This is a genomic window from Stenotrophomonas sp. 10N36, from assembly GCF_056395005.1.
Genome location: NZ_JBFTIS010000015.1, coordinates 52,976 through 66,820 on the forward strand (window position 1 = coordinate 52,976; position 13,845 = coordinate 66,820).

Annotated in this window: 14 protein-coding genes; 8 read left to right on the forward strand and 6 right to left on the reverse strand. The window is 66.6% G+C overall.

The genetic code is table 11. From position 1 onward, the window contains the following. Window positions 1-81: 81 nt before the first annotated feature. Entirely contained in the window at window positions 82-2,181 is a 2,100-nt protein-coding gene (locus AC1DCJ_RS14490) for a TonB-dependent siderophore receptor (RefSeq protein WP_478071263.1), read from the forward strand. Here the strand turns inward: AC1DCJ_RS14490 and AC1DCJ_RS14495 are convergent. Then, a complete protein-coding gene (locus AC1DCJ_RS14495; RefSeq protein WP_478071264.1) occupies window positions 2,165-3,688 on the reverse strand; it encodes an MFS transporter in 1,524 nt (507 codons plus the stop codon). The genes AC1DCJ_RS14490 and AC1DCJ_RS14495 overlap by 17 nt on opposite strands. Window positions 3,689-3,796: 108 nt before the next feature. Between AC1DCJ_RS14495 and AC1DCJ_RS14500 the strand changes: the two genes are divergently transcribed. The 5 genes from AC1DCJ_RS14500 to AC1DCJ_RS14520 all read left to right on the forward strand — a co-directional run bounded on the left by AC1DCJ_RS14500 (window position 3,797) and on the right by AC1DCJ_RS14520 (window position 7,785). Further along, window positions 3,797-4,720, forward strand: coding sequence for a LysR family transcriptional regulator (locus AC1DCJ_RS14500; RefSeq protein WP_320490631.1), 924 nt, complete (start codon window positions 3,797-3,799; stop codon window positions 4,718-4,720). A 58-nt stretch (window positions 4,721-4,778) separates the two neighbouring features. Continuing rightward, window positions 4,779-5,915 (forward strand): PepSY-associated TM helix domain-containing protein, encoded by a 1,137-nt coding sequence (locus AC1DCJ_RS14505; protein WP_478071265.1) that lies wholly within the window; start codon window positions 4,779-4,781, stop codon window positions 5,913-5,915. Next, on the forward strand, window positions 5,912-6,094 hold the full coding sequence (locus tag AC1DCJ_RS14510) for a hypothetical protein (RefSeq protein ID WP_478071266.1): 183 nt from the start codon (window positions 5,912-5,914) through the stop codon (window positions 6,092-6,094). The genes AC1DCJ_RS14505 and AC1DCJ_RS14510 overlap by 4 nt, the downstream gene beginning before the upstream one ends. A gap of 30 nt (window positions 6,095-6,124) precedes the next feature. Further along, entirely contained in the window at window positions 6,125-6,922 is a 798-nt protein-coding gene (locus AC1DCJ_RS14515; protein WP_478071267.1) for a hypothetical protein, read from the forward strand. Window positions 6,923-6,987: 65 nt separating this feature from the next. Beyond that, window positions 6,988-7,785 (forward strand): hypothetical protein, encoded by a 798-nt coding sequence (locus AC1DCJ_RS14520; RefSeq protein ID WP_478071268.1) that lies wholly within the window; start codon window positions 6,988-6,990, stop codon window positions 7,783-7,785. A 157-nt stretch (window positions 7,786-7,942) separates the two neighbouring features. Here the strand turns inward: AC1DCJ_RS14520 and AC1DCJ_RS14525 are convergent, their stop codons facing one another. The 3 genes from AC1DCJ_RS14525 to AC1DCJ_RS14535 form a co-directional block, all read right to left on the reverse strand. Beyond that, a complete protein-coding gene (locus AC1DCJ_RS14525; protein WP_478071269.1) occupies window positions 7,943-8,821 on the reverse strand; it encodes an SDR family NAD(P)-dependent oxidoreductase in 879 nt (292 codons plus the stop codon). Window positions 8,822-8,896: 75 nt separating this feature from the next. Further along, window positions 8,897-9,310: a hypothetical protein gene (locus AC1DCJ_RS14530; protein ID WP_478071270.1), complete on the reverse strand. Its 414-nt coding sequence runs from the start codon at window positions 9,308-9,310 to the stop codon at window positions 8,897-8,899. Between the two features lie 31 nt (window positions 9,311-9,341). Then, on the reverse strand, window positions 9,342-10,865 hold the full coding sequence (locus AC1DCJ_RS14535; RefSeq protein ID WP_478071271.1) for a serine hydrolase domain-containing protein: 1,524 nt from the start codon (window positions 10,863-10,865) through the stop codon (window positions 9,342-9,344). Between the two features lie 253 nt (window positions 10,866-11,118). Here AC1DCJ_RS14535 and AC1DCJ_RS14540 point away from each other — a divergent pair, with 253 nt between their 5' ends. Further along, complete coding sequence (locus AC1DCJ_RS14540; RefSeq protein WP_478071272.1) at window positions 11,119-12,192, forward strand: NucA/NucB deoxyribonuclease domain-containing protein; 1,074 nt, start codon at window positions 11,119-11,121, stop codon at window positions 12,190-12,192. Window positions 12,193-12,404: 212 nt separating this feature from the next. Then, entirely contained in the window at window positions 12,405-12,911 is a 507-nt protein-coding gene (locus AC1DCJ_RS14545) for an SMI1/KNR4 family protein (RefSeq protein ID WP_478071273.1), read from the forward strand. 60 nt (window positions 12,912-12,971) lie between these two features. Here the strand turns inward: AC1DCJ_RS14545 and AC1DCJ_RS14550 are convergent, their stop codons facing one another. Further along, complete coding sequence (locus tag AC1DCJ_RS14550) at window positions 12,972-13,355, reverse strand: YbjQ family protein (RefSeq protein ID WP_038690053.1); 384 nt, start codon at window positions 13,353-13,355, stop codon at window positions 12,972-12,974. A gap of 24 nt (window positions 13,356-13,379) precedes the next feature. After that, a complete protein-coding gene (locus AC1DCJ_RS14555; protein ID WP_478071274.1) occupies window positions 13,380-13,709 on the reverse strand; it encodes a hypothetical protein in 330 nt (109 codons plus the stop codon). Window positions 13,710-13,845: the final 136 nt, after the last annotated feature.

The window sequence follows — 13,845 nt, forward strand, 5'->3', positions numbered from 1 at the left end:
TCGGTTCAGTTTGAGAATCATTTGTATTCGCAATAGGCCATCCGGATAATCCGTCGCCACCTGCCTGCCCGGACCACCCCGATGCCCGCCCTGCCCCGTTCCCGCACCCTGTTGCTGTTGTCGCTGGCCACCCCCACCCTGCTGGCCTCGGCCATCGCCCAGGCCCAGGACGCCAGCGCCGCACGTACCCTGGACGCAGTGAGCGTGGTGGCCGAGCGCGCCAGCACCGCCACCAAGACCGACACCCCGCTGACCCAGACCCCGCAGGCGATCAGCGTGGTAACCCGCGAGCTGTTCACCGACCGGGGCGCGCACAACCTGCAGGAAACGCTGCGCTACAGCGCCGGTGTCACCGCCGATGCCTACGGCCTGGACACCCGCAGCGACGGCAGCACCGTGCGCGGCCTGGACCCGGTGCAGTACCTAGACGGCCTGCGCCGCAGCTACGGCTTCAACCCGATGGCACGCACCGAGGTGTATGGCCTGGAGCGGGTGGAAGTACTGCGCGGCCCGTCGTCGGTGCTGTACGGCGCCGGCGCCACCGGCGGCATCATCAACGCCATGACCAAGCGCCCCACCTTCACCGACATCGGCGGTGAGCTGGGCGTGCAACTGGGCAACTTCGACCGCAAGCAGTTCCAGGGCGACATCGGCGGCAGCCTCAACGACGCTGGCACCGTGGCCGGCCGCGTGGTCGGCCTGGTCCGCAACGCGGGCATGCAGACCGACGGCGTCGACGACGACCGCGTGTATATCGCCCCGTCGATCAGCTGGCGCGGCGAGCGCAGCACGCTCACCCTGCTGGCCAGCTACCAGCATGACGAGACCGCCTCCAGCCAGCAGTTCCTGCCGGTGGTGGCCACCCTGAACGCGCCGGCCGGCCGACCGCGCCTGGACCCGTCGACCTTCCTGGGCGACCGCGATTTCGACACGCTCGATTCGCGCGTGTACAGCCTCACCGCGTTGTTCGACCACGCCTTCAACGACACCGTCAGCCTGCGCTCCTCGGTGCGTTACCTGGACGGCAAGACCGAATTCCGCGAGCTGTACCCGGACACCTACACCAACCCGACCGACCCGTTCATCGATGCCGACAAGCGCGTGGTCAACCGCAACGCTTACGGCGTGCGCCCGGACGTGCGCGTGCTGACCAGCGACACCGCGCTGCAGTTCGACGTGGCCACCGGCGCGTTCCAGCACCTGCTGCTGGCCGGCGTGGACTACACCGACTACCGCGAGGAATCGCTGAGCCTGGATGCCACCCCGACCCCGATCGATATCTACGCACCGGTTTCCATCGGGGTGACCATCAACGGCTGGAACCGCCTGCCCAACCAGCGCACCACCCAGTTGGGCGTTTACGTGCAGGACCAGATCCGCTGGGCCGACCGCGTCTCGCTGGTGCTCGGCGCGCGCCGTGACCATGCGCGCAGCAAGACCGAAAGCCTGGCCAGCCAGACCGACAACGCCACCACCTACCGCGCCGGCCTGATCGGCGATATCGGCGCGGGCGTATCGCCGTACATCAGCTACAGCGAGTCGTTTCTGCCGGTCAACGGCCAGGACCTGTACGGCCGCGCGTTCAAGCCGATGCAGGGCCACCAGACCGAAGCGGGTGTGAAGTGGCAGCCGGCGCGCGCCGTGCTGGTCACCGCCTCGCTCTACCGCATCACCGAAACCAACCGCCAGACCAACGATCCGGACAACGTGCTCAACGTCATCCAGACCGGCGAAATCCAGTCCAAGGGCGTCGAACTGGAAGGCCAGTTCTCCTTCGCCAACGACCTCACCATCACCGCCGCCTACGCGCGCAACAAGGCCGAAGTCACCAAGAGCAACTTCGCCATGGAAGTGGACCAGCGCCTCAACGACACCCCGCAGGAGCTGAGCTCGCTGTGGATCGCCAAGGGCTTCAAGCTCGATGCCGACGCGCGCCTGCGCGTGGGCGTGGGCGGCCGCTATGTCGGCAACACCCAGTCGCTGGGCTACGGCGGTTTCATCCGCACCCCCAGCTACACGCTGGTCGACGGCCTGTTCGAAGTGCAGGTCACCGACTGGACCATGGCGCTGAACATCACCAACCTCACCGACAAGAAATACTTCGCGCCGTGCCGCAACTTCGGTGACTGCTTCACCGGCAACCCGCGCACGGTCACCGGTACGATCAGCTACCGGTTCTGATCGCCGCGGGTGCCGGCGATCGCCCCAGCAGCGCATGCACCAGCAGCGCGCTGCCGGCGGTGAGCACGGCCAGCCCGCGCAGCAGCGCCACCAGCGCCTCGCTGCTGGCCTGCTGCAGCGCCTGCGGCGGCAGGCCCGGTAGCAGTGCGGTGGCCTGCGCCAGCGACCCGGTGGCCAGGTAGGCGCCGGCCCGCGCCAGCGTGGCGGCCGGCAACCCGCTGTCCACCGCCAACCGCTGCGCCACCAGCATCGCCAGCAATGCAGTAACCGCAGCCAGCGCGATGCCCTCGCCGGCCACCCGCACCGTCCCGAAGATCCCCGCGGCCATGCCCGCGCGCTGCACCGGTACCACGCTCACCGACAAACCATCCATCAGCCCCCACGGCAGCGCGGTGCCCGCGCCGATCAGCAGCAGCGCCGGCCACCACTGCGCGGGTGGTGCGTGCAGCACCTGGCGTGACAGCGCATACAACCCCGCCGCACACACCAGCAGCCCCAGCACGCACAACCGCGCCGCGCCCACCTGTCGCGACCAGCCGGCTGCCAGCATCGGCAGCACCAGCATCGGCGCCGACAACGCCAGCATCTGCAGACCCACCCGGCTCGGCGACTGACCCTGCACCCCGAGCAGGTGCAACGGCAGGACCACCAACAACACTACATAGCCCAGGCAGGTGGCCACCGGCAGCAGCTGCACGCCCAGGAAGCGGCGCTGCGCGAACAGCGACAGATCCAGCAGCGGCGGCCGCGCACGTGCTTCCACCCGCACGAACAGCACCAGCAACAGCAGCGTGGCCAGCGCCGCGCCAATCACCTGTGGCGACCCCACCCCGTGCTCGGCCAGCACCAGCAGCATCACCGTCAGCGCGGCCAGCATCAGGCTGAAGCAGAGCATGCCGGCCACGTCCAGGCGCACCGGCGGGCCGCGGCTCTCGTCCAGGTGGCGCAAGGCCAGCGCCCAGCCGGCCAGCGCCAGCACCCCACCACTGGCAAACACCGCGCGCCAGCCCAGCGTCTGCAGCAGCAGGCCGGCCAGCAGCGGCCCCAGCGCCAGCCCCACCCCGAACATCGTGCCCATCAGCGCGAACACCCGCGTACGCGCATGGCCCTCAAAACGCTGCGCCAACGCCGCACTGCCCGACGCCAACGCGGCGGCGGCCGCCACACCCTGGACGCCACGCGCCAGGTCCAGCGCGCGCAGGTCCGCGGCCAGGCACACCGCCAACGTCGCCAGTGCGAAGCCCGCACTGCCGCACAGGAACAGCCGGCGGCGACCCCACCGGTCCGCCAGCCCCCCGGCGGCCAGCAGCAGGCTGCCGAAGCTGAGCATGAAGGCGTTGGTGACCCATGCCAGCGCGCTTGGCGCGCCCTGGAACCGGCCGGCCAGCGCCGGCACCGCCACCGCACCGGCCGAGAACGACAGCGGCAGCGCGAGCGCCACCAGACACACCGCCAGCACGCCCCAGCGCGGATCGCGGCGCAGGTCATCACGGGACAACAGATACATGGTGGTTCCAGACAGCAGGGGGAAATTGACGATACAGCGGCGTCTATCCGGTAAAAACGCCGGCGATGGCATTTGATTACGGACGTTTGTTCCGCAATCATCGCCCCCATGGATTCGCTTACCGCCCTGCTCGCCTTCGTCCGCACCGCCGAAACCGCCAGCTTCGTCGGCGCTGCCCGCAGCCTGGGCCTGTCACCCTCTACCGTGGGCAAGCGCATTGCGCGCCTGGAGCAGCAACTCGGCGTGCGCCTGTTCCAGCGCACCACGCGGCGGGTGCACCTCACCGAAGAAGGCGAGCTGCTGCTGCAGCGCTGCCGACGCGCGCTGGATGAACTGTCCGATGTGCAGGCCGACCTGGCCCAACGCCAGCAATCGCCCCGCGGCCTGCTGCGGGTGGGCCTGCCCACCATTGGCTACCGTTTCCTGCTGCCGCTGTTGCCGCTGTTCCGGCAACGCTACCCGGACGTGCAGCTGGAGCTGGACTTCAATGACCGCCTGGTCGATGTGGTCAGCGAAGGGCTGGACGTGGTGATCCGCAGCGGTGAACTGGCCGACTCCAGCCTGATGGCGCGCCGCCTGGGACCGTTCCACTTCGTGCTGTGCGCCGCGCCGGCGCACCTGCATGCGCACGGGGAACCGGCCACGCTGGCGCAGCTGGCAACGCATCCGGCGGTGCGCTTCCGCTACCCCACCACAGGCAAGCTGCAGCCGTGGTTGCTGCCCGGGCACGAGGGCGATGCCGGCGCCGCGCTGGCCACGGTGATGACCTGCAACAACATGGAGGCCCTGCTGGCCGCCGCCATGGGTGGGCTGGGCGTGGCGTGGATGCCCGACTTCCTGGCCGCCGACGCGCTGGCCGACGGCCGGCTGCGGGCGCTGCTGCCCGACCAGCCGCGGCAGCCCGGCCAGTTCTCACTGCTGTGGCCGGGCACGCGACAGCCCAGCGCGCGCCTGCGGGTGTTCATCGACTTCATGGCCGAGCACCTGTTCAACGCCGCGCCGTCGCCGCCTGCTCCGCGCCCGCGGCGCTGACCGCGCCGGCTGCATCCCGTACCATCGCCCGCACCCCCGCCAGCCCTGCGCCAGCCGAATGCAACGATCCACCCTCAAAGCCTGGTTCCTCGTGCACAAGTGGACCAGCCTGGTCTGCACCGTGTTCCTGCTGCTGTTGTGCCTGACCGGCCTGCCGCTGGTGTTCGGCGAGGAGATCGCCCATCTGGCCGAACCGCATGTGGACGCACCGGCCACCGATGCCGCCCCGCGCGATCTCGACGCACAGGTGCGCACCGCGTTGGCGCAGTATCCGGGCAACGTGCCGCTGTTCGTCGGCTGGGACCCGGACGCGCCCACCGTGTACGTCAACACCGGTACACGCGCCGACACCCCACCGCCGCAGATGCAGACTGCGCTGCTGCATGCGATCAGCGGCGAGGTACTGCCCGCTGCGCAGTTCAACGAAGGGGTGATGTACTTCCTGTACCGCCTGCACACCGACCTGTTCCTGGGCCTGCCCGGCATGCTGTTCATGGGCGCGATGGGCCTGCTGTTCGCCGTGGCCATCATCTCGGGCCTGGTGCTGTATGGCCCGTTCATGCGCAAGCAGCCATTCGGCACCCTGCGCACCGGACGCAGCCGCCGGCTGGCCTGGCTGGACCTGCACAACGTGCTCGGCATCGTCACTCTGGGCTGGGCGTTGGTAGTGGGCATCACCGGGGCGATCAACACCATCGCCAAGCCGCTCGAACAGGCCTGGCAAGGCGAACAGCTCGGCGAATTCGCCGCGCGCTACGCCGGTCAGCCACGCCCCACCACGTTGGCTTCGCTGCAGGCCGCGGTGGACACCGCGCGCGCCGCCGAACCGGGCATGCGCCCGGCCTTCGTCAGCTTCCCCGGCACCGGCTACAGCGGCAACCACCACTATGGCGTGTTCATGCAGGGCAACAGCGCTCTCACCGAGCGCCTGTACCGCCCGGTGCTGATCGACGCGCAGACCGGCGCGCTCACCGCGCAGCCGCAGCTGCCGCTCTACATGAGCGTGCTGCTGCTCAGCCAGCCGCTGCACTTCGGTGACTACGGCAAGCTGCCGTTGAAGGTGCTGTGGGCGCTGCTGGATCTGCTCACAATCGGCGTACTCATCAGCGGCCTGTACCTGTGGTTCAAGCGCGGCAACACCGACGCGCGCGTGAATGAGATCGAACGCGCCGCACGCAACGGAGCAGCCGAATGAGCCGGCCCTCCTCCACCCCGCGCAGCCCGTTCGTTGCCCCGGCCTGGATCGCCCTGGCCAGCCTGCTCGGGCTGGTGAGCGCTCTGCTCGGCGATGGCATCTTCGATGTAGTGTCGTGGGTGGTCTTTGCCGGCCTGGTGGCGCTGGCCGTGCGCGCCTGGATCAAACGCACCCGTTAGACTGTCCGGCCTGCACACCGAAAGGCCACCATGACCATCACCCACCGCAGCGTGCTCAACCACTTGGCTGGCGGCGAACTGGTGGAGGCCATCGAAGCGGACGTGAAGCGCTGTGCGCTATGGGCGCGCCTTGCCCCGGACAAGGCCGCGCGCGATCCGACCGAGATCGGCGCGGAGGTCATTCCTACCCTGATGCTGCGCTGGCAGTGCATCCTGGAGAGCGGCGACAGCATCACCACTCCGCTGTACCGCCACACGACCGCACTGGCACTGGCCATCGCACTGCACCAGCAGGGGTTCGCCTCGCCCACCCTGACCGCCCAGGCCCTCGCGGCGATCAGCGCCTTGAACGACGCGGTGGCCTTGAGCGATCACTTCCACCGCAAGAGCGCGGAGATCGCCAGCCTGTTGCAACGCGAACCGGTGATGCCGGCACGCCGCCCGGGCATGCAGAAGTCCTTCACCCAATGGCGCGCCGGTGACATCGCCTCGGTGCACGTGGACGGCCAGTACCATGCGTTCTATGTGCTGAGCGCCAACCAGGGTGCACCGGTGGTGGAGTTCTACGACTACCTCAGCCCTGTCGCGCCCACCTTGGGCGTGCTGGCCACGCTACCCGCGCGCGGCACCTCGCGCGACCCGAAGGACGCCTACCTGCATCGTCTGGCCCTGTACGGCCTGGTCCACCAACCGGATCCAGCGCACCAGTTTGTTCTGCTCGCCAGCGCCGCCGAAGGGCCGGACAACAGCCACCTGCTTCGCGCCGACTGGAAGTACACCGTCAGCGACGTGTTCCGCACCCTCCATTGGCTACGTGCGTACCGCTGAACCGCACAGCGCTACGGCCAGTGCGCGGGCTATGCTGTCGCGCCTTCCACGGACCGGACCCGTTCATGTCGATCACCCATCGCAGCATTCTCCAGCAGCTCGCCGGCGGCGATCTGGTGGATGCCATCGAACTTGACGTGAAGCACTGCGTGCGTCGCGCGCGCTCCGGTTCCGATCCTGCCGCGCTCACCCAGGCGGCCATCGGGGCGGGCATTGTCGCGACCCTGTTGACGCGCTGGCGGTGCATCCTGGACAGCGACGACACAGTCGCCACGCCACTGTACCGCCATACCACCGCGTTGGCCCTGGCCACCGCTCTACATCAACAGGGCATCCAGTCCGCCGCATTGACGGCCAACGCGCTCATCGCGATCAAGGCCCTGAACAAGGCGGTGGCCCTGAGTGATCACTTCTACCGCAAAAGCCCGGACATCGCCCGGCTGCTGCGAAGCGCACCGGTGATGCCGGCACGACGCCCCGGCCTGCAGAAATCACTCACGCGCTGGCGCGCCGGTGACGTTGTCTCGATGCAGGTGGACGACCATTACCATGCGCTGTACGTGCTGGAGATCAGCGAGGGTGCGCCGATCGTGGAGTTCTACGATTACCTGGACCGCACCCCACCCACGATGGCGCAGCTGGCAAACGTGCCCGCGCGCGGCACCTTGGGCAACCCGCAGGAGCGCTACCTGGATCGGCGTGCGCTGTACGGCCTGGTCCATCAACCGGACCCGGCCAACCAGTTCGTGCTGCTGGCCAGCGGTGCCGATGGCCCGGACACCACCCATCTGCTGCGCGGGGAAGGCCTGGAGACCATCACCGATGTGTTCCGCACGATCGAGCATCTGCGCGCCTGTCTTTAGCAACGTCGCGCCGCACGCATGCCGGCGCTGCGTCGGCGGCGGCCATGAACGGCTGCAGTGCCGATGACGGCACCGCAGCGCGCGTGCACAGCTCAAGCGCGAAGCGCGCGTCCTCACCCTTGATGGGCTGGTACACGATCTCGCCGCAGCACGGCCGTCAGCGTGGTTCCGCCACCGTCGGTGCAATCGCCGGCCATTGCCCGGCAATGTCCTCGATGCTGCCGGCACGCACCGCACGCAGGTCGCGCGGATACGCCACGCCGTCGGCCTCGGTGCTGCGCGTGGCGTGGAACTGGCCATTGCTCGCCCGCAGGATCCAGCCGCCGTCCACGCATGCACGGGACACCAGGAACGCCACGCCCGGCGCCACCGCGTCCGGGTGCAGCTCGTCCGGCTCGCCTTCCACGCCCCACATGCGGGTCTTGGCCACCGGCGACACCGCGTTGACCACGATGCCGTGCGCTGCGCCTTCGGCGGCCAGCACGTTCACGATGCCCACCGCCGCCAGCTTGGCCGCCGCATAGGCCGCCAGCCCCTTCTGCACATACTGTGGGTACAACGCACGGTCGGACGTGGTGAGCACGATGCGCCCATGGCGATTGGCCTGCATCGACGGCCACGCGGCCTCGGCCAGCCACAGCGGCGTCTTGGCAGCGAGCGTCATCATGCGGTCGAAGTGGTCGTCATCCAGCGCCTCGATCGGCTGGTACTCCACCCAACCGGCGTTGTGGATGATGAAATCCAGCCGGCCGTGGTGCTGCAGGATCGCGGCGACCAAGGCCTGGCAGTCGGCGCGATTGTCGATGTTGCCGTGTGCCGCATGCACGCCCAGCCCGCCCTCGCGCAACAGTGCGACCGTGCGGGCAATCCGCTGCGGGTCGTGGCCCGTGCCATCCAGCCCGGCGCCCACGTCGTGCATCACCACCTGTGCGCCGCGCTGGGCCAGCAGGCGGCTATAGGCCAGACCCAGCCCACTGGCCGCGCCGGTCACCAGACCCACCTGGCCGTCGAAGGAAACGTGATTCGATGTTGTCATCCGCACAGCATCGGGCAGCGACGGGGTGCGCCGCCAATACCTGTTGCGTGCCGTGGCGATACGCTGCGCGTATCGTCAGCGCTGGCGCGTGCCCGGTCCGGGCGGCCTGCGCTGAAGACGGTACGTCGTGTAGGCAATGGCCAGCCATAGCAGCAGGTAGAGCAGCAGCAGGCCGGTGCCCACCGACAGCACGTCGGCCGCCTTGGTCCGGGCCACCAGCCGCCAGGTATCCACGCCCGCGGTGCCAAGGCCAATCAGCAATACGCCCACGCCTACGAACGTGCCCAGCCACCGCACCCAGGCGTGACGGCGGACCAGCAGCAAGGGCAGCAGCACCACCAGGGTGACGGCGAGCAGCAGCAGCGTCATGCCGGTGAGCAGGCCGGTGAAATCCGACGCCAGCGCCGGCAGCGGCAGGCAGGCCAAAAGGCCCACATACAACCGAGCGAGATGCCTGCCCAGGTTCGCAGCCGCGGGATACGCACTCACCGTGCTGCCGCCTGTGTCCGCGCGAGTACGCTCACAAGGGAAGCCGGTTGGCCACGAAGTTGACCACATTGCCCATCGCCTCCGGATCCACGTTGCTCAACCCCACCAGTACATAGCCCTGCTCGGGAAGCACATAGAACACCGCGTTCGCACCGGGTGCCCCGCCTTCGTGCCCATACACACGCTCCCTGCCCTGGCCACGCACCATGAAGCCATAGCCATACCAGGCCATGGTGTTCTGCGGCGCGGTGGCTGCGGCCAATGCACGCGGAGCCAGCAGCTTTCCCGTGCGCAGTGCCTCGCCGAACTTCAGCAGGTCGCCCACGGTGCTGTAGCCGCCGCCCGCCGAGGTGCCGCGCCAGGGCAGCGACGCCGTTTCCAGCGTCCATTTCCCGTCCACCCGGGTGTACGCGTTCGCCCGTGCCGGGACCGGTGTCGACTCCGGCAGCGAACCGGTCGCGGTCATGCCCGCAACCCGGTAGACGTGGGTATCCACATAGTCGTAGTAAGACTGGCCCGACACCGCCTCGATCACCGAGCCCAGCAGAATGTAGGCGTAGTTCGCGTACTGGTCCTTGCTGCCCGGCGGGAAGGCCAGCGGCTCGTCAGCGAACACCGCCCAATAATCGTGCAGGGTGCGCAGCGCAGCGGCATTGCTGCTGGCCTTCTCGCCGAAAATGTCGCCGAGCCCACTGGTGTGGTTCAGCAGCTGGCGCAGCGTGACTGCATCGGCCACCGTACGGTTCGGGTAGTTGGGCAGGTGTTTGCCCAGGGAATCATCGAGGGTCAGCTTGCCCGCTTGCTCAAGCTGCAGGATCGCCACGGCAGTGAACATCTTGTTCAACGAGGCCAGGCGGAACCGCGTGTCGGGGGAGACGGCCAGCGCACGCTGGCGGTCGGCCAGGCCACCCTGCCACTGCATGCGCACGGCGCCGTTCCTGGCGACCAGGAAGGCACCGGCCACCTCGTCCGACGCCAGCAATGCGTCGAGCCGGGTCGTCGCCTCGGCCAGGAGGGCGGCTTCGGGCACACGCTTGGGCGCGAACCGGGGCGGCGTTTCGGCGCCTTCGAACTGGAGCGTGGTCGCGCCTGATGTGGGGTCGACGGTCGCGGTGACGAGCATCGCGCGGTCATTCACCGTTGGCAGCACCAGTACCTGCGCCGTGCCTGGCTTGCCCGGCCTGGCTTCGAGGATCTGCAAGGCGCCGGTGTCCTTGCGGAACTCCAGGTCGGCCTGGCTATTGGAGCGCATGCTGTACGTCTCGCGCACCGCGCGCAGGGCGTCGCCATCGGCGTTGTTGAAGGCGGTCAGCCACGCCGTGAGGGCTTGTTGGGCCGTGTCCTGTTTCGCCACCGGCGGCTTGGCATCGGACGCCAGTGAGACCAGCAGCAGGGCTGCAATTCCGACAATGATCAACCGCCGCATGCATTCCACCTCGTCCGTTTGGAGAATGTCCAACGCGCCGGGGCAGGTGCGTGGCCGGGACACTATCGGATAGATCGCGGCCGGTTTCAACGGCGGCGCAGGACGTGGCAGCACGGTTTCGGCATGCACGTCCCTACCGCCGATTCTGATTGGAACGCGCATGAAGCGGCTGATCGCGACACGCGCTGACAGTGACGGATCGTCATGCCGCCGTGCAGCCCACACACTTTCTAGCTGCCAAGCGTGCAGTGCGGCACAGGCGCCGCCGACGGAGCGTCACGCTTCGCGCACGCCGTGCAGTTTCCCTACATCGAAGCGCCTTGAGCAGGCGTAACACCGGGATACCGGATGCAGCGACGCATCCAACTTCCAGGAGCAATACATGAAGCTCACTCCGTTGGCTTTGGCGGTCGCGCTGTTCGCATTGCCTGCCTATGCGCAGGATGAAGAAGGCTGTCCCACCGATGCGGAGATGGTCGCCAGCATGACGCTGGACGAGCTCCGGCAGTACGAGCACAGCCTGCAGAATCCGGAGATGTCCTTCGAGGAGGCGTGCAAGGATGCGACCGACAAGGATGAGGAAGAAGCGACTGGTTCGCGGAAGCACTACTGCGTGAAGCGGACCGCGGTGTACAGCTCCCGCAACCCTGACACTGGAATCAACGAGACCGCGAACGTAACCATGTACGACTATGTTTCCGTCCCAGACAACCGAAATGCATGGAATCATCGCGTTCGCGTAGTTTTCGATGCCGTCGAAGGAAACGCGATGGCGGGCCTCGTGGTGGCACCGGATGTGTACTGCGGCAGTTGCACCGAAAAGCAGCAGTTCCAACCTCAGACCCTAGCCGGTCCTGGGTCCTATGACTTCACTGCAGCACTTGGCTTCGATAGCGAAAACGGAAAAACCAGTCAGAACACCCAACTTGTGCTAACGCGATTCAACGTCGACGAAACTCCCATACAGATGGTGGCGCCGCAGCTACGGTGCGATAAGTTGTCGCGAAGTGGAAGCTCGGGATGCCGATTCACGGATTACCCTGCGGTGTTCGACGTGAGCCTGAGCGATTCAGAGACCGACGAATCTGCTACGCATATCCAAGTCGCTCAATCGACACTTCCGATGGCCATAGGAAGGTGGCATGAGAACCCCGGTGTGCGGGGAACGCCGTTGACACGCACGCAGAATAAAACGCTGAATGATGCAAATCGCAATGCCTCAGGGAAGCTGTGTGAAGCCAGATTCCCGGGCGGTGCAGCAGCCGGGCTCAACTGTGACGAGTACCCATTCGCGTCGACAAACCAAGGAGCTTCGGTTGTCCCTGAAACTTCAATGTCCGTCAAGTACATTCTAGGTGCGGACAACCAGAAAGTTGGCAGGCGACTCGGCACGTTCCTTTGCCTTACTGCGCGCGTACTTGAAGGAGAGGATTTCTGGGTGAAAGTAGTTGAATAGCCCGGAAGGGCGACAGTTGGAATTTGAAGAACAAAAGATCCGTGTCCACCGTTGCATCAACAAGGAGCACCAATCGCGTGGACCACCAAATGTGGACCGAGCTACTTCACGAGCTCAACGAGGTCTGTCTTGCTGAGCTGGACGTTCTTCATGGATACCCTTCATTGGAAGTTAGGATGGGACCTTTCATTCGGAAGCATCCTCACCACCCAATGGCAGCCCTTGCAGCGTCCATCATTGCCGGCGAAGCGCGCTGGCTTGGCATGCCACCTGCCACAGAAGAGCAGATCCAGGAAGCCGAGCAACGTCTCGGCCTTGCGCTACCTTCGAGCTATAAGTCATTTCTTCGTGTGGCGAATGGTTTCTTCGTTCCCGGCGCGATCATAAATACTCTTCTGCCGGTGGATCTCATTACCCACTTTGGAGAACATCACTCAGATCAGGCCGCTCTTTGGCGTGAGGTACTCGATGACCAGACAGGCGAGATGGCAGACGACGTATGGAGTCGACTGGAGGGAACCATCCAACTGTCTGGACCGCCCCATCATCAACCCGAGTTCATCCTGCTGGATCCACACGTTAAAAACGCCGAAGGCGAGTTGGAGATCGTGGAACTCGGTCACGAGATGCCCGAGTATGCCAACAGCTTTCATGAGGTGATGGAGCGGGCGATCTACATAGCGCGATATGTAATTACCCTCTATTCGAAGAACAGCTAACGCCGGGATGGGATGACGGGGCGCCAACCCACCCGTCATCTGCCGACGCATGATCCGGTGCTACAACCGCACAGGCTCCACAACCACCGCCGTGCCATAACACAGCACCTCGGTAAGACCGGTCATCACATCGGTAGCGTCATAGCGCATCGCGATGATCGCGTTCGCCCCCAGCATCCGCGCGTGCTTGGCCATGTCGCGGTAGGTCTCTTCCCGGGCCTGTTCGCACAGTTCGGTGTAGATGGTGATGTTGCCACCAAAGATCGTCTGCAATCCGCCCAGAAAATTGCCCACGATGGAACGCGAGCGCACCGTGATGCCGCGCACCACGCCCAGACTGCGCACAACGCGGAAGCCGGGCAATTCCATTGCCGTGGTGACCATCGAATCGTCCAGCCGCAGTGCGGGCGGACTCCGAGGTCCGCTGTTGTAAGGATCTGCCATTGTTGTCTCCACTGAGAATGAGGATCAGGGGTACTGGGGTGTGGTCCGGCGTGGCGGGGTCTTCCAGAACAGCCACAGGAGCGCAAGCACGCACAGCCACAACAGCGCGCAGCCCAGGATGATGACCAGTCTGAAGCCGAACTCGTTGTGCCCCACGCTGGGCCAGAATCGCCACGTGTCCACGCAGGCGATGTACACGCCACCGAGCAGCACAGGCACGCCACACAGTATGCCGAGTGCGCGCGCCCAGCCGTGGCGGCGGAAGATGAGCAGCACCGCCAGCACCAGCGTTGCCACAAGCAGCAACGGCAATCCGACGAACACCGTCAGCATGCCCGGGAAGTCAGACGCCATCGCGGGCATGGGTGCCAGCGCGAGCCCCAACCCCAGCGAACGCGCGGATGTGCCAGCGCCCCGTTGCCCCCCGATGTTCATCCTTGCCCCCAGGCATGTTCGCGGCGTCGCGCCCATTTGAGCATGTCGCACGGCC